Here is an 18,739-nt window from a genome sequence, read left to right on the forward strand (position 1 = left end):
GGCCCCTACTCGCCGCGGAGGCCGAGCAGCGCGGGCAGCTCGACGATGCTGTCGATGACGGCGTCGGCGCCGGCCGCCTCGAGCGCGTCGCGGTCATGGGCACCGCTCAGCACGCCGACGACGAAGCCGGCGCCCGCGTTGACGCCCGACTCGACATCGCTCACAGTATCGCCGACGACGACCATCGCGTCGACCGCGCTCGCGCCGGTGCGCAGCAGCGCGGTGAGCGGCAGGTCCGGGTGCGGACGGCCCCGGCCGGCGTCGGCCGGCGACAGCACGAGGTCGGCGAGCTCGTGCCAGCCGAGCGCGTCGATGATCGCGTCGCGGGTCTCCGGCGAGAAGCCGGTGGTGAGCACGACGGATGCCCCGGCGCCCCGCAACTCCCTGATGACGTCGGCCGCACCCGCGATCTCGGCGACGCCCTCGCTCGCGACGAGCTCGGCGTACGCCCCCTCGAAGGCCGAGTTCGCACGCTGCGCTGCATCCTCATCATCGTCGGCGAGCACCCGGAAGACCTCGATCTTCGACTGGCCCATCGTGTCGCGCACGTACTCGAGCGCGCTCTCGAAGGCCTCGCCGGTGGCGATGCCGCTGCGCTCGGCCGCGAGGGCGAACGCCCGCTCGACGACGCCGTCGTCGGCGACGGTCGTGCCGGCCATGTCGAGCACGATGAGCTCGATGTCGCCGGAGTCCTCGTCGTCGAAGTCGGCGTCGTCTTCGTCTTCGAGGTCGTCGAGTCGTTCGTCGAGCTGATCGGCGGAGAGCGCACGGAGGTCGACCTCGCCGGTCTCCGTCTGCTCGACCAGTTCGTCGCGCTCGGCGAGTTCGTCGGCGGAGAGGCCGGTGGTGGTGGAGGTCATGATGCGCCTTTCTGCAGGGTGGTCGTGAGTGCCGGGTGTTCGCCGGTGAATCCCGCGACGACGTGGTCGGCGAGCCCGAGCCCGGTCGTCATGCCGATGCCGGTGGTCGCGCTTGCGAGGTGCACGCCGGGCTCGACCTCCTCGATGAGGAAGTCGTCGGGTGCGCTCGCATAGACGCCCTGCCACCGCTCGACGACGCGCAGCTCGTCGATGCCGAAGAGCGAACGGGCCTCGGCGACGAGCGACTCGAAGGCGAACTCGGCCTGGAAGGGCGTCACCGTCTCGCCGCGCGAGTGGGTGTCGCCGACGATGAGGGTGCCGTCGGGCAGCCGCGTGTACATCTGGTTCAGGTCGAGGGCGGCGAGGTCGGGCCGCTCGGCGTGCAGCCGCTCCCGAAGAGCGGCCGCAGCCGGAGTCGCCGAGAAGGCGCCGTAGCGCACGAGCGACCACCCGGTGAGGAGCGGTGCGGTCAGCGGCATCCGCAGTTCGGCGGAGACCCGCATCATGTCGAGCGCGCAGCGCACGATGCCGTGCCGCTCGGCGACCTCGGGGTAGAGCAGGTCGATGTCGTGGTTCACCGCGACGACGACGCGGCCGACGTCGATCGGGCCGCGGCTCGTCTCGACGCGGCCGGGGCGCACGGCGCCGACCGCGGTGCGGCGACGGAACTCGACGCCCCCGCGCTCGAGGTGCGCCGCGAGCGCGGCCACGGCCTGGCGGGGGTTCGCCTGCAGGTCGCGCGGAAGGAACGCGCCGCCGACGGCCGTGCCCGGGGCGAGCGGCATCCGCTCGTCGGCCTCGGCGGCCGTGAGCAGCTGGACCTCCTCGCCACGAGAGGCGGCGAGATCGCGGAGCACGGCGAACTCGTCGTCGCGGCGGGCGGCCACGAGGGTGCCCGATTCCCGCAGCCAGACGCCGGCGTCGCGGGCGAGGCCGAGCCACAGTTCGCGCGAGGCGAGGGCGAACTCGCGGGCGAGCCCCGCCTGCGGTGTGAAGCACAGGTGACCGAAGTTGCGCACGGATGCCCCGGAGGGCTCGCTGCCCCGCTCGATCACGACGACCCGCTGCCCGCGCCGGTGGGCGGCGAGCGCGGCGCCGAGGCCGACGATGCCCGAGCCGACGACCGCGACGTCGAAGCCGGCCGCGCCGGCGCTCATCGGGCTCATCGGAACACCCGCCGCATCCACATGGCGAGGCCCTCGACGATCAGCACCGTGACGAGGATCATCAGCACGATCGCGGTCACGACCGCGTAGTTCGAGCCCTGCCCGGCGTTCAGCAGGTAGTAGCCGATGCCGCCGCCGCCCACAATGCCGAGGATCGTCGCCGCGCGGATGTTGGTGTCGAGCAGGTAGAAGCTGTGGCCGATGAGCGCCCGCATGCCCTGCGGCAGCGTCGCCGAGGCGTACACCTGCCCGCGGCTCGCGCCGGTCGCGCGCAGCGCCCGCTCAGGGCCGGACTTCACCTCTTCGAAGGAGTCGGCGATGAGCTTGCCGAGCAGGCCGATGCCGCCGAAGGCGAGGGCGAGCGTGCCGGCCTGGCTGCCGAGGCCGGTGATGACGATGAGCACGATCGCGAGGATCACCTCGGGGATGCCGCGGATCACGACGAGCAGCAGTCGCATCGACGTGCGCACCGCGGCGTTCGGGGCGACGTTGCGGGCGGCGAGCGAGCCGACGAACACCGAGACGACGAAGGCGAGCAGGGTCGCGGCGAGCGCGATGCCGATCGTCTGCAGCATCGCCCCGAACATCGTCGCGGCGTCGTAGTTGCCGAAGCTCGGCGGCCAGAACTGCACGGCGATCGCCGGCACCTTCGCCCAGAAGGTGATGAGGTCGCCCCACTGGATGTTGCACACGAGCACGCTGCCGACGACAACCGCGAGGGCGATCCAGCCCCACACGGTGTTACGGATCCGCACGGCGTCCCACGGGCGGCGGAGCGCCGCTTCGAGCTGTGCACTCCCGCTGGTCGAGGAGCGCCCGACGGGGGAGGACGCGTCTCGAGACCCCGCCGGCTCTGCACCCGCGGTGGCGCTGCGCGTGCCCGAGACATCCGCTCGCCGGCGTGCGTTCTGCACGCCGCGCACGACCCGGTCGCCGAGGCCCCGACCCGACGGCGCCCCACCGAGCATGGCCTGGCGCACGACGCTCGAGATGATCTCCATCACGACGCACAGCACGAACATCACGATCGCGATGCCGAGGCCGAGCGAGTAGTTCAGCGACTTGAAGGCGAACGACATGTCGTGGCCGAGCCCGACGACGCCGACGTAGCCGAGCACGACCGATCCGCGCAGGTTGATGTCGTTGCGGTGCAGCACGGTCGCGACCCATGACGGCAGCACCTGCGGCAGGATGCCGCTCGTGAACTCCTGGAGCTTCGAACCGCCGGCGGCGCGGATGGCGCGGCGCGGGCCCTCGTCGATCTGCTCGATCGCGTCGGCGAAGAGCTTGGAGATCATGCCGACCGAGTGGATGCCGATCGCGAGGATGCCGGGCAGCGAGCCGAGCGAGAACATGAGCACGAAGACCATCGCGAGCACGACATCGGGGATCGCGCGGGTCAGCACCGTGACGAAGCGGCCGAATGCCTGCCAGCCCGGCCCCGGCGTCGTGTTCGACGCGGCGAGGTAGGCGACCGGCACCGAGATGACCGCGGCGAGCAGCGTGCCGCAGAGCACGAGGCCGATCGTGAGGGCGGTCAGGTAGAGAAGCTCCCCCGGCTCGGGGAAGGTGATCGGGCCGACGCGGGCGAAGAACCGCTCGGCGTTGCCCCAGCTCTCGATCATGCTCGGGATCGAGATGCCCGAGTCGGCGAGGGCGATGACGGATGCCACGACGATCGCGCCGAGCGTCAGTGTCGCCGCGATCCGTTCCGGCGAGAGGCGGCGACGGGGCGCCCGTTCGGCGATCGAGGGTGATGGCGGCGGAGCCGACGGGGTCGGCGTCGCGGTGGCGAGGCTCATGTCCGCAGCGCGCCGTCCGCGAGGCGGGTCTCGGCGGCGGCGTCGGCCGCGGCATCCGCCAGCTCGACCTCGATCGCCTCGAGTTCGGTGGTCGATGTGGCGACCCGGCCGTAGATCTCCATGACCTCGGCCTTGGAGAGGCCTTCGGCGGGCGTGTCGAGCACGACCTCGCCGTGGCGGAGCCCGACGATGCGATCGCCCCACGAGAGGGCGAGGTCGACCTGGTGCAGGCTGCAGACGACGGTCAGGCCCGCGTCCATCGCGATCTCGCGGATGAGCGACATGACCTGCTCGCTCGACTCGGGGTCGAGCGAGGCGACCGGCTCGTCGGCGAGGAGGATCTCGGGGTCCTGCATGAGGGCGCGCGCGATGGCGACCCGCTGCTGCTGGCCGCCCGAGAGGGTGTCGGCGCGCTGGTAGGCACGGTCGAGCAGACCGACCCGGTCGAGATGGCCGAGCGCCGTGAGCTTCAGACGCCGCGGGTAGCTCCAGAGCCCGAGCCGTGGCCCGCGCAGCTCGGAGAGCGCGCCGGTGAGCACGTTCTCGAGCACCGTGAGCGAGGGCACGAGGTCGAACTGCTGGAAGACGAAGCCCATGCGGCTGCGAAGGGCCCGGAGGTGCCGCCCCGTCAGGCGCGGCACCTCCTGGCCGAGCACGCGCACGGAGCCTGCGGTCGGCGTCTCGAGCCCGTCGAGGTGCCGCAGCAGCGTCGACTTGCCCGAGCCCGAGAGCCCGAGGAGCACCACGATCTCCCCCCGCGCGACCGTGAGCGACGCCCCTTGCAGCGCCACGGTGCGGCCGAACTCCTTCGTGAGTCCGGAGACCTCGATGACGACTGGATCCTCGTTGCCGGCTGGCGTGCTCATGGGGTGCTCCGTGTTCCGTGTTCGTGCGTTCTTCGACCCTGGTCAGTACCGGGGCATCAGCCCTGGCACTGCTCCGCGTTCGTCTTCTCGCAGATGTCGCGGATGGTGTCGTAGTACTCGTCGTCGACGGGCGACGTGGCGAAGAACACGCTGCGGAACGCGTCGGTGTCGGCGCTGTCGATGCCCGAGGCGATGATCTCGTCGATCGTGACCTCGCCGAGGATGTCGGCGAGCTGGGTACGCAGTTCCTCGGGCAGGGTGTCGGAGACGACGATCGGGGCGCCGGGCACCATGGTCTCGGCGATGATCTCGACCTTGTCGCTCTTGGCGACCTCGCTGTCCTCGGCGAAACCGGCCTCGCACTCGACGCCCTCACCGGTCTTGGTGACCGAGACGTCGTGCTTGCCCGCGAACACCGGCGTGACGTCGGCCTCGGGGTCGATGCCCTCGTTCAGCAGGTTGTAGCTCGGGAAGAGGTAGCCCGAGGTCGACGACGGGTCGACGAAGCAGACCTTCTTGCCCTTGAACCCGGCGAGGTCGGTGATGTCGCTGCCCTTCGGCACGATCGCCTGCGAGAAGTAGCCGGGCTCCTGGCCCTCCTCGGTGATGATCGAGGAGATCGGGGTGATCGCGGCGCCGTTGTTCGTCGCGGTCACGTAGGTGAACCCCGAGAAGGAGGCGACGTCGATCTTGCCGGCGATGGCGGCTTCGATGAGCGCTGCGTAATCGGTGGACTCGTGGTACTCGACCGTCTTGCCGGTCTCCTGCGCGATGTAGTCCATGAGCGGCTGGTAGTTCGTCTCGGTGTCGACCGAGTCGGGCACGACGCCGAAGACGAGGGTGTTCTCGTCGACGGCGAACTTCGCCTCAGCGGCATCAGCTGCGGAGTCGTCGGCCGCGGAGGGCGACGAACATGCGGCGAGGCCGACGGCGAGCAGGGCCGCCGCGGCGATCGCGGGCCAGGCCTTGGTGTTGAGCTTCATCGGAAACCTTTCGTGACCGCTGCGCCCGGTGCAGGCGCATGCTGTGTGTTCCGTTGGCCCAACGTAGGCAGCGGCCGCCAACGCCGGGCGGCGGCATGGTTACCGGCAGGTGAACCGCGCACGGCGTTCTCGGACGGCGCGCACCCGCGCCCGACTCCTCGTCGTGTGACGATGCGTTGCGCCAGGTGACGCCGCGGCGAGCAGCCGCCCTCCGCCCGCCCGTATCGTTCGGACATGACCCTCCTGGACGACACCGCCACGACCGCTTTCCCGCCCGCAGAACGCGCGGAACGACTCGCCGCAGCCGGCGCTTCGTGGGCCGACCGCATCGAGCGCAACCCCGACGCAGCCCACCTCACGTACACCGTGACCGGCCGCGGCACCGGCGCTGTCGCGAGCGCGATCACCGCCGGCCGCCACCGCTTCGAGGTCGACGAACCCGCCGCCCTCGCCGGCGACGACGTCGCCGCGAGTCCGGTCGAGTACGCCCTCGGGGCGCTCATCTCCTGTCAGATCGTGGTCTACCGGCTGTACGCCGGCGCACTCGGCATCCAGCTCGACGACATCGAGATCACGGCAGAGGGCGACCTCGACGCGCGCAAGCTGTTCGGCATCGACGAGTCCGTGCGCGCGGGCTTCAACCAGGTGCGCCTCACGGTGAAGCTGCACGGCCCCGAGAGCGACGAGCGCTACGAGACCCTCCGCGAGACCGTCGACGCGCACTGCCCGGTGCTCGACCTCTTCGCGAACCCGGTGCCGACGACTGTCGTGCTCGGCTGAGCGGGACGCGTCAGCGGCGGATGCGCGCCGGACCCATCGCGGCTCCGAGGCCGACGATGATGATGCCCGCGAAGAGCCAGCCGTAGCGGGCCGAGACGACGCCGACCAGGGCGAGCACGATGCCGACGGCGACGACGATGCGCGAGAGGATGCGCCGGAACTTCGGCCGCGCGAAGAGCGGCGGTCGCTCCGCCGGCTCGCTCATGCCCTGACCCTGAACTCGGTGCCGGTGGCGTCTTCGGCGAACGCCCAGAAGCGGGCGCCGATCGCGGCATCCGTCGAGGTGCGCGTCGGACGCTGCAGCGTCGGCTCGCCCTTCGTCGACCAGCGCGGGCCCCAGAACTGGCCGCCCTCGACGCCGGGTGCCGTGAGCGCGTGCAGCGTCACCTCGGCGCCGCGATGCTTGCCCTGCGCCCACGCCGCCTGCAGCGCGTCGGCGAACCGGCCGCCGGCCGTCGGCTCGTTGACCCCCGGCACGCGCGGGGTCCTGCCGCTGATGGAGTAGCCCGGGTGGGCGACGAGGCTCGAGACCGGTACCGGTCGAGTGGGCACGGTCGCCGCCCGCAGTCGCCGGTCGAGTTCGAAGGCGAGCACCTGCGCCGCGATCTTCGACTGGGCGTAGGCCCGCCAGAAGTCGTAGCCGCGCTCGAGCTGCAGGTCGTCGACGCGGAACGTCGAGAGCCGGCTCGACAGCGAGCCGAGCGCGACGATGCGCGCGCCCGGCGCGAGGTGCGGCAGCAGCCGGGCGAGCAGGGCGAAGTGGCCGAGCACGTTCGTCGCGAGCACGAGCTCGTTGCCGTCGGGCGATTCGAGCCGCGCGCCCGGCGTGTGCACCATGCCCGCGTTCGTCACCACGCCGTCGAGCGGCGGCCGGTGCAGCAGGCGGGCGGCGCCGGCCCGAACCGAGTCGAGCGAGGCCACGTCGATGACGAGCGGTTCGACGGATGCCTCGGGGCGCGCGCCGCGGATCGCGGCCATCGCCGCCTCGAGCCGCTCGGGGCTGCGCCCGACGAGCACGACGTGCGCGCCCGCGCCGGCGAGCCGCGCCGCCGTGAAGAAGCCGAGCCCGGCGTTCGCGCCGGTCACGAGGTACCGCTTGCCCGCTTGCGACGGCATGGCCGTCGGGTACCAGCTCACCGCGCTGTGCTCACAGTTCCGGGCTCACAGTTCGTCGACGGTGCCCGGCGCACCCGCGCCGTTGGCGAGCTCCTCGTGGTGCTGGATCACCTCGGCGACGACGAAGTTGAACCACTTCTCGGCGAAGGCGGGGTCGAGGTGCGCGTCGATCGCGAGGTTTCTCAGCCGGGCGATCTGACGCCGCTCGCGGTCGGGGTCGCTCGGCGGCAGCCCGTGGGTCGCCTTCAACCGGCCGACCTGCTGCGTGAACTTGAAGCGCTCGGCGAGCAGGTGGATGAGGGCCGCGTCGATGTTGTCGATGCTGGATCGGATACCGAGCAGCTCGCTCATCGCGGCATCACGTTCGTCGAAGGACCCGTCACTCATGCTTCGAGCGTACTTCCATCCGCACGGCCCGGTCTTCCAGGTACTGCTGCTCGATGAGGTTGCCGGTCATCGCCGCGGCGGCCCTGAACTCCTCGCCGGCGAGCTCGTGGTCGCCTGCGCGTCCCAGGAGATGAGCGCGGACCGCACGCACCCGGCCGCTCACGAGCGGGTCCTCCGAGAGGCCGTGCGCCCGGTCGAGGTCGCCGAGCAGGGCGAGCCCGCGCTCCGCGCCGTAGGCATGGGCGACGGCGACCACCCGCGAGAGTCGCACGGGAGCGGTGGGTTCGAGCTGTTCGAGCCCGAGGTAGAGCGCGGCGATCTGCGGCCAGTCGGTCTCGGCGGCTGAGGCGGCCTCGACGTGCACGGCGGCGATCGCGGCCTGCAACTGGTACGTCCCGACGCTGCGGCGCCGCCACGCATGCTCGATGAGCGACTGTCCTTCCGCGAGCAGGTCCGCATCCCACCGGCCGCGATCCTGCTCGGCCATCGGCACGAGTTCGCCCGAGGCATCCGTTCGCGCCGCCCGTCTGGCCTCGGTGAGCAGCATCAGTGCGGTGAGCCCCTCGGGCTCCGGCTCGTCCGGCAGCATGCGCTGCAGCATCCGGGACAGCCGGATCGCCTCCTCGGCGAGGTCGCGACGTCCGAGCTCGGCGCCGGAGCTGACGGTGTACCCCTCGTTGAAGACGAGGTAGAGCACCCGCATGACGGCCTCGATCCGGGAACGGCGGTCGCCGTCGGGCGGCAGCTCGAACCGCGCGCCGGCCTTCCTCAGTTGCTGCTTGGCGCGGCTGATGCGCACGGCCATGGTCGGTTCGGAGACGCCGTAGGCGTGCGCGATCTCCGCCGTCGTGAGGCCGCCGACGGCGCGCAGGGTCAACGCGATCTGCGAGGCCGCGCTGAGCGCGGGGTGGCAGCACAGCACGAGCAGGTGCAGGCTGTCGTCGTGGTCGACGACCGCCGGTCCCGGCGCGGTCGGGTCGAAGAGCGAGGGGTCGGATGCCGCGGCCTCCTCCTCCCGGCGATGCGCCGCCTGCTCGGAGCGCAGCAGGTCGATCATCCTGCGGTAGGCGACGCGGATGAGCCAGCTGCGCGGCTCGGTTGGAACGCCGTCGGCCGGCCACTGCCGACTCGCGGCGATGAGCGCCTCCTGCACGGCGTCCTCGGCCACGTCGAAGCGGCCGAAGCGTCGAACGATCGCGCCGAGCACCTGCGGCGCCTCGGAGCGCAGCAGGTGCTCGATCGCCCGGTCGCCGGGCATCAGGCGAAGTCGTCGCCCATGATCGGGCGGATCTCCATCGGTTCGCCGAGCACGGCGACCATTCGGCTGACGATGTCACGCGCGCGTTCGAGGCTCGCGACGTCGATCACGGCGAAGCTCGCGAGCACCTCCTTCAGCTCGGCGAACGGACCGTCGGTGGCGACCACGCCAGACTCGGTCCTGCGCACCGTGGTGGTCACAGCGGGGTGGCCGAGCCCTTCGCTCGTCACGAACTCCCCGGTCTCCCGCAGTTCGGCTTCGAACTCCTGGTAGGCGGCGAAGGCGGCGAGCGCCTCCTCGGTCGGGGCATCGGCGGTCGCCGCATCCCAGCTCGCGGCCGGGGTGTAGCTCAGCACGAGGAACTTCATGATGTGTCCTTTCAGACGGCGCGGTCGACGCCACGCTATTCGAATCGATGATGGGGATCGAGGGGTCACGCGGCCCGTCGGAGTCTCAGCGCGACCACCGTCGTCCATGTGAAGGCGACGACGCCGGTGAGCGCGACCTGCACGCTCGCACTCTCGGGGGTGACGGGCAGCAGCAGCACCAGGGCGGTCACGCCGTTGCCGATGGCGGGCCACAGGGCCCGGCGACGGATGTCCCGCACGAGGAGCACGATGCACGCGACCGCGAGCGCCGTGAAGGCGAGTGCAGCCGCGGTCGAGTGCACGACCGAGTGCCACGACATCGAGACGACACCCTCGGGTGCTCCGGCTGGAAATCCGAGCTGCGGGTCCATGATGAAGAAGCCGGCGGCAATCAGCCCGGCGCCGAAGATGCCGATGAACAGCGGTGCCGCCCGCCGGCCGAGCCCGTCGACGACGACCCGGCGGTGCACGATCGCGAGGGCGATCACGCCGAGGCCCGTGAGCACGAATGTCGCGATCTGGATCCAGCCGAGCGCCCCGGTGGAGAGCTGACTGATGGGGTGCACCCGCAGATCGAAGCCGGGGCGGGTGAGCATCTGGATGATCGCCGAGGCGTAGAAGAGCGGGCCGGCGAGCGCGGCGGCCACGGCGAGGCGGCGAGTGGACTCGCGGCGAGCGCCGGTCGGTGCAGCGCTCGACGTCGAGGCGTCGTTGCGGATGTGTGCGGTCATGATGTCCTCCCGATGGGTTCGAAACGGTGTTGTACCGCTACCTCGGAGCGGCCGACGCCGCCTTGACATCACCGGAGGAACTTCTTCGAACGAAACTCCTCGGCTCGGATGTCAATGACGCGATCCCGGCTCCGAGGTATCCGTGACGGCGCCGACCGAGGCACCGCGAACGAGAGGAACGACCATGAACGACCACATCGCGCAGGATGTCACCGCGAGCGACATCGACGCCGCCGGCCTCGGCGAGCAGCCCGAGCCCTCGCCCGAGGTGCGCGCGCTCGACCGGCTCGTCGGCACCTGGACGCTGACCGGTGGCGCGGAAGGCACCGTGCGCTACGAGTGGATGCCGGGCGGGCACTTCCTGCTGCAGCACGTCGAGCTCACTCAGTTCGGGGAGCGGATCACCGGCCTCGAGGTCATCGGCCGGCTGCACCCGTTCGGCGAGCCGGTCGGCGCCGACGTCGTCTCGCGCTTCTACGACTCCGCGGGCAACACCCTCGACTACGTCTACGAGCTCATCGGCGACGTGCTCACGATCTGGGGCGGCGCGAAGGGCAGCCCGGCGTACTTCCAGGGCACGTTCAGCGCAGACGACCGGGTCGTCGACGGGGCCTGGGTCTACCCGGGCGATGGCGGCTACCCCTCGACGATGACGCGCGCCTGATCGCCCCTTCCGTGGGTTGAGGAGCGAGCGAAGCGACTGTCTCGAAACCGCTCGTTCGATCGAGGGGGTTTCGGGACGGCGCCGGCGCGCTCCTCAACCCGCAGGAGCTCAGCCCGCCGCCGCCCGCTCGAGCATCGGCTTCGTCGCGAGCAGGCCCAGCCACACCACGCCGATGCCGGAGGCGAGCACACCGGCGATGACCGCGAGCGAGAGCGGCGCGACGATGATCGCTGCGCCCGTGAGGGGCAGCATCACGACGGCTGCGGTCACCGCGGAGCCGATCGCGGTGATGCGCAGCGGCGACATGACCGCTCGGCGCCGCGCCGTGTCCATGGTCGGCGTCGGCATGCCGAGCATGTCGAGCGAGCGGTAGAGCTCGCCGCGGTCGAGGATGCCGGCGGCCTGGTTCACGCCGACCGAGCACGCGACCATGAGGAACGAACCGACGACCGTGATCAGGATGCCGGTGCGGATGTCGGCGAACAGCTGCATCGCCTCGACGTCGCCGGCCTCGCCGAACGAACCGAGCAGCGCGATGCCGGTGCCGGCGAAGACGGCCATGAAGCTCGTCATCGCGACGCCGGAGACCTGCCGCCAGGCCGCCTTCGGCGACTCGAGCACGGAACGGGCGGCGAGGAGGCGGGCCGGCGTCTTCGCGCGTCGCGCCTGCGACTGCGCGACGAGGCGGATGACCCACGGCCCGATGAGGTTCAAGACGGCGATGGTGCCGCCGAACGCCGCACCGAGCATCGCGAGGATGACCAGCATCGAACCCGCCACCTGCAGCACGCTCATCATGAGGAACGCGATCGCGATGACCGCGATGCCGATGACGATGCGGAGCCAGTGCAGCTTCGGCGCCTCCTGCTTCGTGCGCACGCCGAGCGGCGAAATGACGACCTGCCGGAGGCCGAGCACGGCGCTTCCGGCAGCGAGCAGCGCGACCCCGGCGACCACGCCGGCGAGCGCGGGCACGCCGAGCAGCACGCCGTCGATGCCGAGCGCCTCGCCGCGGAACGGGATGAGCGCGATGAGCGGCACGAGCGCGAAGTAGAGCACCACGCCGGCGAGGGCGCCGGCGACGGCGAGTACCACGGACTCGAGCACGGCGAGCGCCGACACCGTCGCGGGGGTGGCGCCGAGCAGCCGCAGGGTCGCGAGCCGGTCGTCGCGCCGACGGGCCGAGAGTCGGGCTGCCGCACCGCCGAGCGAGGCGAGGGGCACCACGAGCAGCACGAGGGCGACGACCGCGAGCGCCTGGTAGGTCACGCCGAAGTCGTCGGTCCACGTCCAGAACGTCTGGGCGCCGCCGAGCACGGTCAGGAGCAGCGACGTGACGATCGCGAAGGCGGTGACGGGCAGGAGGCTCGCTGCGGCACCGGAGGTGCCCGGTCGGGCGAGCAGCCACGCGACGCGGGCGATCACGCGGTCACCCCTGGCACCCGCTCGCCGACGATGCGGCCGTCGCGCATGTCCACGATGCGCGAGCAGCGGCCTGCGACATCCGCGTCGTGCGTGACGACCACGAGCGTGCGGCCCTGGCCGGTGGTGGAGTCGAGCAGCGCCTGCATGACCTCGGCCGAGGTGGCCGAGTCGAGCGCACCGGTCGGCTCGTCGGCGAAGACGACGGATGCCCCGGTCACCTGCGCCCGCGCGATCGCGACGCGCTGCGCCTGGCCGCCCGAGAGCTGGCCGATGCGGCGGTCCTCCATGCCGGCGAGGCCGAGGGCCGCGAGCCACCCGCGCCCGTACTCCTCGGCGCGGGCGCGCGGCATGCCGTTCAGCATGAGCGCCAGCGCGACGTTCTCGACCGCGGTGAGCTCGGGAATGAGGAGCCCCTGCTGGAAGACGAAGCCGTACGCCTCGCGGCGGAGCCGCGAGCGTTCGCGCTCCCCCAGCGCCGTGACCTCGACCCGCCCGGCGCCGGACTGGAAGCCGACCGTGCCGGCGTCGGGTCGGGTGATGCCGGCGAGGCAGTGCAGCAGCGTCGTCTTGCCCGACCCCGAGGCGCCCATGATGGCGATCGCCTCCCCGGTGCGCACCTGGAGGTCGACGCCCGCGAGCGCGTGCGTCTGGCCGAATGACTTGCTGAGGCCGGATGCCTCGATCACGAAGGAACTCATACCCTCGAGCCTGCCCGGGCGGCCCGGTGCGGCGCGTCGGTCGCGCGTCGTATTCACGCGACGGCGCCGTCATCCTCCCGGATGACGGCCTGCCCCTGCGCAGACGGATGCGGCGCGGCATCCGACCCCCATCGGATGCCGCGCCGCGGCTGTGAACCCGCTCGATCAGCGGGGCGTCGCCCGCCGGATGACGAAGTAGCCGACGATCGCGGAAACCACCGCGAGGGCCAGCACCACGCTGAAGACGCCGGCGATGCCGATCGCGGCGAACCATGCGAACAGCGACGGCCACGAACCGGCCAAGGTGATCGCAGCGATCGCGACCAGCAGCAGGGCGATCGTGCTGAACAGGAGGATCATCATGCCGCGCATGCGCCAGCGCATGTAGACGGTCGTGATGCTCGCACCGATGAAGAGCACGAGGAGCTGCAAGGCGAAGCTCGTGTAGAAGTCGAGCAGCCAGTTCTGCCCGTACCAGAGGGCATCGAACATGTGCGCGCCGAGCCACCAGCCGTCGGTGGCGATCTCGATCTGCACGAGCGTCGCGATCGCGACCGCGTACATGACCGCGGTGAGCACGAACATGAGCGAGGTGCCGAGCCAGTAGTCGCGGCGCGTGGTGCCGAACCCGAGCGCGAACGAGAACGTGTAGGCGATCGCCTGCACGCCGACCGCGACGAGGTACCACTGCGGCGAGAGCACGGCCCAGCTGTAACGCATGTTGTCGAGGTCTTCGGTGGTCACGTCGCCGCCGGAACCCGCCCGGATGATGAGCGTGATGATGATCGAGACCGCCCATGCGGCACCGAGGATCATCCACGGGATGCCGAAGAAAATCGACGGGTTGACGGTGTGCAGGCGCACGATGCGCCAGATCTCGTGAGCCCGCGAGCGGGCTTCGGTGCGCACGACGGGTGCGGTCGCGACGGCGGTCATGCTGCGGCCTCCTGTTCGGTCGAGCCGGCGAGGTCGGTGCCGGTCATGTGGACGATGAGCTGCTGGAGCGAGACGGGCGCGAGCTCGAGGCCGAGTTCGGCCGCCTGGATGCGGTCGCGCTGGTCGAGACGACCGTCGATCGTGACGGATGCCAGTCCGCCGAGGCCGTCCCGTCCGATGACGGGCCGGTCGGCGACGAAGGACTCGACGACCGCCCGGGGCCCGGCGACGGTGGTCGCGGAGCCGCGCACTTCGTCGGCATCGCGGTCGAGGAGGATTCGTCCCTGGTCGATGAGGATCACGTGCTCGAGCAGGTTCGCGACCTCGTCGATCAGGTGGGTCGAGAGCACGATCGTGCGGGGGTGCTGGGCGTAGTCCTCGAGCAGCCGGTCGTAGAAGATGTGCCTGGCGACCGCGTCGAGACCGAGGTAGGGCTCGTCGAAGAACGTGATCGGGGCACGTGAGGCGAGTCCGACGATGACGCCGACGGCCGAGAGCTGGCCGCGGGAGAGCTTCTTGATGCGCCGTTTCACCGGGAGGCGGAAGTCGGCGACGAGCTGCTCGGCGAACGCGGCATCCCAGTGCTCGAAGAACCACGGGGCGGACTTGAAGACGTGCGCCGGCGTGAAGTCCTCGGGGTAGCGCTGCGACTCCGCGATGAAGCACATGCGGCGCAGCACGTCGGCGTGCTCGGCCGGCTCGCGGCCGAAGACCTCGAGCCGCCCGGCGTTCGCGAAGAGCTGGCCGGTGAGCAGCTGCATGATCGTGGTCTTGCCAGCGCCGTTCCGGCCGAGCAGGCCGTAGATGCGGTTCTCCTCGAGGGAGAAGTCGACCGCGTCGACGGCCGTGAATGAGCCGTAGCGCTTCGTGAGGCCGGTGGCGCGCACCACTGTGCCGGTCATGATTGGATCCTTTCCGCGCGGAGCATGCCCGCGAGTTCGTCGATGCCGATGCCGAGCTTCTCGGCCTCGATGATGAGTGGTCTGAGGAATTCGGCGGCGAAGCCCGCCCGCCGGCGTTCGACGAGCCGTTCGCGGGCGCCGGTCGTCACGAACATGCCGATGCCCCTTCGCTTCTCCACGATGCCGTCGTCGACAAGGCGGGTCACCCCTTTCAGTGCTGTGGCCGGGTTGACGCGCAGGAACGCGGCGAACTCGTTCGTCGAGGGGATCTGGCCGCCTTCCGGCAGCGACCCGTCGATGATGTCGTTCTCGATCTGTTCTGCGATCTGGATGAAGATCGGACGCGATTCGTCCATGCCCGCCCTTTACTGCAAGAACCTTGGTTGGTTCATTACTTGTGTAACTAACCAACCATGCTCGCGTGCGGGTGTCAACCCCTGAGTTCCACGAGTAGGCTCCCGGGATGACGCTCAGAGACGATGCGACCGCCGATGCACCGCAGACGCCCTCCGGGAACGCGAGCGAGCCCGCCCCGTTCGAACGCGGCACGGCCGTCGCGATCCGCGGCATCCACTCGTACGGGCAGCACGGCACCATCGTCGGGTTCGCGGTCGCCGGCATCGTCGTGGCCGACTCCGACGACCTGACGGTGGTCTGCACCCCGGCCGGATCGGCGGTACGCGCCAGGGGCGGATCGGGAAACGGGCCGAACGGCCGACTCGTGCTGGCCGACGACTGGAACGGCACGCACGATGCACGCCCCTGGGACGGCGATGCGGTGGTGCGAGTGCACCGCCGCGGCGAGCCGTGGTCCGTGTGGCGCTGGCACGACGGCCGCGACTGGAGCAGCGTGTGGTACGGGAACCTCGAGGAGCCGTGGCGCCGCTCCGCCGTCGGTTTCGACACGGAGGACTGGACGCTCGACGTCGTGGGCGAGGGCGACCCGATCGACGGGCCCTGGGAGGTCGGGTACAAGGACGAGGACGAGCTCGCGTGGCTCCTCGAGGTCGGGGCCATGTCGTCTGGCGAGGCGGAACGCGCTCGCCTCGCCGGGGAGCGGCTGACCGCCATCGCGCAGGGTGCGACGTGGCCGTTCGACGCCGACTGGACTCCGTGGGTGCCCGACGAGGCGTGGGGCGCCGTTCCGATGCCGGTGGACTGGCGCCGACTGAACTGAGCGAGAGTCTCGATACGCTTCTTCGTCGCTACTCGACCGGCCGTCGCTCCTCGACCGACGCGAGCCGCGCGCGGCGCGGCAGGCGCAGGCGACCCTGCGCGAGCAGGATGCCGAGGAGCACGAGCACGGCCCCGATCGGCTCGTGCCACGAGAAGCGCTCGCCGAGCAGCAGCACCCCGAGGGCCACGCCGACCACGGGCGTGACGTAGGTCACCGTCGACGCGTTGGTCGGGCCCCAGGCACGCAGCACGTTGATGTTCCAGATGTAGGCGAGGCCCGTGCCGAGCACCCCGAGAGCGAGCAGCGAGCCGACGATCGCGAGGTCGAGCTCGACCGGCTGCCACGCGATCACGGGCGTCAGCACGAGCATGATCGCGCCCGCGATGCCGATGTTCAGGAATGCGAAGGTCGCCGGCGCGATCGGCCGGGTGCTCAGGAACTTGCGGGTGTACCCGAAGGTGAAGCCGTAGCAGACGGCCGCACCGAGGCACGCGAGCTGGCCGAGCAGGCTCCCGGTGAGTGCCGCGTACTGCCACGGCCCGATGATCACGACGACGCCCGCGATGCCGACGATCACGCCCGCCCACTGCGCGGCGGCGAGCTTCTCGACCCGGAACGCGAGCGTCGCCATGAGCGCCGTCGTGATGGGGGTGACGGCGTTGTAGATCGAGGCGAGGCTCGACGAGACGTGCAGTTCGGCCCAGGCGAAGAGCATGTGGGGCACGACGCATCCGCTGATCGCGATGACCGCGAAGTGCAGCCACACGATCGGCTGCCTGGGCAGCACCGGGCCGCGCTCCCCCGTCGGCGTCGCCACGCGCGGGCGCATGAGGAGCACGATGAGGCCGAGGGTGAGGCCGCCGAGCACGAGCCGCGACCACGCCACCTGCGTGAAGCCGACGCCCTCGAGGGCGACCTTCATGAACAGGAAGCTGGCACCCCAGATGACGCCCATGCCGAGGAACTGCAGCCACGTCGACAGCCGGTTCGGCTGCGACGAAGCTGATGCCGCGGCGGCCGTGCCGGCCGGGGCGCTCGGGGTGGTGCTGGTGCTCACCGGTCGAGCGTACGCCCGGCCACCGACCCGCCGTCAGGCCCGCCGGGGTGCATGTCCGGAATCCGCCGAAGGACGGCAGCCGCGGCATCCGCTGCCCTCGATGCCCTCCCGCTCCAGGGGGCTGCGAGCCTAGGCTGAACGCCATGACCAGCCATTTCGATGTCGTCGTCCTCGGCGCGGGTCCCGGCGGCTACGTCGCCGCGGTGCGCGCCGCCCAACTCGGTCTCCGCGTGGCGGTGATCGAGGAGAAGTACTGGGGCGGGGTGTGCCTGAACATCGGGTGCATCCCCTCGAAGGCGCTGCTGCGCAACGCCGAGCTCGCCCACATCTTCACGACGCAGGCCGCCACGTTCGGCATGACGGGCGAGGTGAGCTTCGACTACGGCGTCGCCTACGAGCGCAGCCGTCAGGTCGCCGAAGGGCGCGTCAAGGGCGTGCACTACCTGATGAAGAAGAACGGGATCACCGAGGTCGACGGACGCGGCACGTTCCGCGATGCGAACACCATCGACGTGGCGAAGGCCGACGGGTCGACCGAGACCCTGACGTTCGACAACGCGATCATCGCGACCGGCTCGCGGGTGAAGCTGCTGCCCGGCGTCGAGCTCTCGCCGAACATCGTCACGTACGCGACGCAGATCATGGACCGCGACCTCCCGCGTTCGATCGCGGTCATCGGGGCCGGCGCGATCGGCATGGAGTTCGCCTACATCGTGCGCAACTTCGGCGTCGACGTCACCATCATCGAGTTCCTCGACCGGGCGCTGCCCAACGAGGACGTCGACGTCTCGAAGGAGATCACGAAGCAGTACCGCAAGCTCGGCGTGCCGATCCTCACCTCGACGAAGGTGCAGACGGTCACCGACAACGGCTCGTCGGTCACCGTGGCCTACACCGGTGCCGACGGACAACCCGGATCGCTCGAGGTCGAGCGCGTGCTCATGGCCGTGGGCTTCGCGCCGAACGTCGACGACTTCGGCCTGGAGGCCACCGGCGTGGAGCTCACCGACCGCAGCGCGATCGGCATCGACGAGTTCATGCGCACCAACGTGCCGCACATCTTCGCGATCGGCGACGTGACCGCGAAGCTCATGCTCGCCCACGTCGCCGAGGCGATGGGCGTCGTCGCGGCCGAGACCATCGGCGGCGCAGAGACCATGGAACTCGGCGACTACCGCATGATGCCGCGAGCCACGTTCTGCGCGCCGCAGGTCGCGAGCTTCGGGCTGACCGAGCAGCAGGCGCGCGACGAGGGGTACGACGTGAAGGTGTCGACCTTCCCGTTCTCCGCGAACGCGAAGGCGCACGGGTTGGGCGACCCCACGGGCTTCGTCAAGCTGATCGCCGACGGGAAGCACCTCGAGCTGCTCGGCGGGCACCTGATCGGGCCGGATGTCTCCGAGCTGCTGCCCGAGCTGACCCTCGCGCAGAAGTGGGACCTCGGCGCCCTCGAGCTCGGCCGCAACGTGCACACCCACCCCACGCTGTCGGAGGCGCTGCAGGAGGCGTTCCACGGCCTCGCGGGCCACATGATCAACATGTGATCGGATGCCGCGGCGCCAC

21 protein-coding genes are annotated in these 18,739 nt (G+C 70.8%); 4 read left to right on the plus strand and 17 right to left on the minus strand.

The features are described 5' to 3' along the window. Window positions 1–5: 5 nt before the first annotated feature. From ASE14_RS10235 to ASE14_RS10255, 5 genes are read right to left on the minus strand one after another with little or no spacing between them, the layout of a single operon-like run. Window positions 6–860 carry a phosphonatase-like hydrolase gene (locus ASE14_RS10235; protein WP_082600482.1) on the minus strand — a complete coding sequence of 285 codons (855 nt, stop codon included), beginning with the start codon at window positions 858–860 and terminating at the stop codon, window positions 6–8. Beyond that, entirely contained in the window at window positions 857–2,017 is a 1,161-nt protein-coding gene (locus tag ASE14_RS10240) for a TIGR03364 family FAD-dependent oxidoreductase (protein WP_056656158.1), read from the minus strand. The genes ASE14_RS10235 and ASE14_RS10240 overlap by 4 nt, the downstream gene beginning before the upstream one ends. 5 nt (window positions 2,018–2,022) lie before the next feature. Beyond that, complete coding sequence (gene phnE, locus ASE14_RS10245) at window positions 2,023–3,828, minus strand: phosphonate ABC transporter, permease protein PhnE (protein ID WP_056654321.1); 1,806 nt, start codon at window positions 3,826–3,828, stop codon at window positions 2,023–2,025. Further along, window positions 3,825–4,694 (minus strand): phosphonate ABC transporter ATP-binding protein, encoded by an 870-nt coding sequence (gene phnC / locus ASE14_RS10250; RefSeq protein ID WP_056654324.1) that lies wholly within the window; start codon window positions 4,692–4,694, stop codon window positions 3,825–3,827. The genes phnE and phnC overlap by 4 nt, the downstream gene beginning before the upstream one ends. Before the next feature lie 56 nt (window positions 4,695–4,750). Then, entirely contained in the window at window positions 4,751–5,677 is a 927-nt protein-coding gene (locus tag ASE14_RS10255) for a phosphate/phosphite/phosphonate ABC transporter substrate-binding protein (protein WP_056654327.1), read from the minus strand. Between the two features lie 234 nt (window positions 5,678–5,911). On the opposite strand from ASE14_RS10255, the gene ASE14_RS10260 reads away from it, so the two are divergent. Further along, window positions 5,912–6,457, plus strand: coding sequence for an OsmC family protein (locus tag ASE14_RS10260; protein ID WP_056654329.1), 546 nt, complete (start codon window positions 5,912–5,914; stop codon window positions 6,455–6,457). A gap of 10 nt (window positions 6,458–6,467) precedes the next feature. On the opposite strand, the gene ASE14_RS10265 is transcribed toward ASE14_RS10260, so the two are convergent. From ASE14_RS10265 to ASE14_RS10290, 6 genes are all read right to left on the minus strand, one after another. Further along, the gene (locus ASE14_RS10265; protein ID WP_056654334.1) at window positions 6,468–6,662 is read right to left on the minus strand and encodes a hypothetical protein; all 195 of its coding nucleotides are present in this window, start codon (window positions 6,660–6,662) and stop codon (window positions 6,468–6,470) included. Then, the gene (locus ASE14_RS10270; RefSeq protein ID WP_235511215.1) at window positions 6,659–7,594 is read right to left on the minus strand and encodes an SDR family NAD(P)-dependent oxidoreductase; all 936 of its coding nucleotides are present in this window, start codon (window positions 7,592–7,594) and stop codon (window positions 6,659–6,661) included. Before ASE14_RS10270 ends, ASE14_RS10265 begins: the two co-directional genes overlap by 4 nt. Before the next feature lie 24 nt (window positions 7,595–7,618). Next, a complete protein-coding gene (locus ASE14_RS10275; RefSeq protein WP_056654337.1) occupies window positions 7,619–7,960 on the minus strand; it encodes a chorismate mutase in 342 nt (113 codons plus the stop codon). Further along, the gene (locus ASE14_RS10280; RefSeq protein ID WP_056654340.1) at window positions 7,953–9,218 is read right to left on the minus strand and encodes an RNA polymerase sigma factor; all 1,266 of its coding nucleotides are present in this window, start codon (window positions 9,216–9,218) and stop codon (window positions 7,953–7,955) included. Before ASE14_RS10280 ends, ASE14_RS10275 begins: the two co-directional genes overlap by 8 nt. Continuing rightward, window positions 9,218–9,586: a YciI family protein gene (locus ASE14_RS10285; protein ID WP_056654343.1), complete on the minus strand. Its 369-nt coding sequence runs from the start codon at window positions 9,584–9,586 to the stop codon at window positions 9,218–9,220. The genes ASE14_RS10280 and ASE14_RS10285 overlap by 1 nt, the downstream gene beginning before the upstream one ends. Window positions 9,587–9,651: 65 nt before the next feature. After that, a complete protein-coding gene (locus ASE14_RS10290) occupies window positions 9,652–10,317 on the minus strand; it encodes a DUF998 domain-containing protein (protein WP_056654346.1) in 666 nt (221 codons plus the stop codon). A gap of 184 nt (window positions 10,318–10,501) precedes the next feature. Here ASE14_RS10290 and ASE14_RS10295 point away from each other — a divergent pair, with 184 nt between their 5' ends. Then, complete coding sequence (locus ASE14_RS10295; RefSeq protein WP_056654348.1) at window positions 10,502–10,981, plus strand: hypothetical protein; 480 nt, start codon at window positions 10,502–10,504, stop codon at window positions 10,979–10,981. 108 nt (window positions 10,982–11,089) lie between these two features. On the opposite strand, the gene ASE14_RS10300 is transcribed toward ASE14_RS10295, so the two are convergent. The 5 genes from ASE14_RS10300 to ASE14_RS10320 form a co-directional block, all read right to left on the minus strand. Further along, window positions 11,090–12,406, minus strand: a complete 1,317-nt coding sequence (locus ASE14_RS10300) for an FtsX-like permease family protein (protein WP_056654351.1) — start codon at window positions 12,404–12,406, stop codon at window positions 11,090–11,092. After that, entirely contained in the window at window positions 12,403–13,104 is a 702-nt protein-coding gene (locus ASE14_RS10305; RefSeq protein WP_056654354.1) for an ABC transporter ATP-binding protein, read from the minus strand. The genes ASE14_RS10300 and ASE14_RS10305 overlap by 4 nt, the downstream gene beginning before the upstream one ends. A gap of 165 nt (window positions 13,105–13,269) precedes the next feature. Continuing rightward, window positions 13,270–14,040, minus strand: coding sequence for a hypothetical protein (locus ASE14_RS10310; protein ID WP_056654356.1), 771 nt, complete (start codon window positions 14,038–14,040; stop codon window positions 13,270–13,272). Further along, entirely contained in the window at window positions 14,037–14,942 is a 906-nt protein-coding gene (locus ASE14_RS10315) for an ABC transporter ATP-binding protein (RefSeq protein ID WP_056654359.1), read from the minus strand. The genes ASE14_RS10310 and ASE14_RS10315 overlap by 4 nt, the downstream gene beginning before the upstream one ends. Beyond that, window positions 14,939–15,298: a GntR family transcriptional regulator gene (locus tag ASE14_RS10320; protein WP_056654362.1), complete on the minus strand. Its 360-nt coding sequence runs from the start codon at window positions 15,296–15,298 to the stop codon at window positions 14,939–14,941. The genes ASE14_RS10315 and ASE14_RS10320 overlap by 4 nt, the downstream gene beginning before the upstream one ends. Window positions 15,299–15,405: 107 nt before the next feature. Between ASE14_RS10320 and ASE14_RS10325 the strand changes: the two genes are divergently transcribed. After that, the gene (locus ASE14_RS10325) at window positions 15,406–16,119 is read left to right on the plus strand and encodes a DUF402 domain-containing protein (protein WP_056654365.1); all 714 of its coding nucleotides are present in this window, start codon (window positions 15,406–15,408) and stop codon (window positions 16,117–16,119) included. 28 nt (window positions 16,120–16,147) lie between these two features. Here the strand turns inward: ASE14_RS10325 and ASE14_RS10330 are convergent, their stop codons facing one another. Beyond that, entirely contained in the window at window positions 16,148–17,101 is a 954-nt protein-coding gene (locus ASE14_RS10330) for a DMT family transporter (RefSeq protein ID WP_157373009.1), read from the minus strand. Window positions 17,102–17,319: 218 nt separating this feature from the next. On the opposite strand from ASE14_RS10330, the gene lpdA reads away from it, so the two are divergent. Next, complete coding sequence (lpdA, locus tag ASE14_RS10335) at window positions 17,320–18,720, plus strand: dihydrolipoyl dehydrogenase (protein ID WP_056654368.1); 1,401 nt, start codon at window positions 17,320–17,322, stop codon at window positions 18,718–18,720. The last annotated feature ends 19 nt before the right edge of the window (window positions 18,721–18,739 follow it).

It is taken from the genome of Agromyces sp. Root81 (assembly GCF_001429165.1).
Classification (GTDB): domain Bacteria; phylum Actinomycetota; class Actinomycetes; order Actinomycetales; family Microbacteriaceae; genus Agromyces.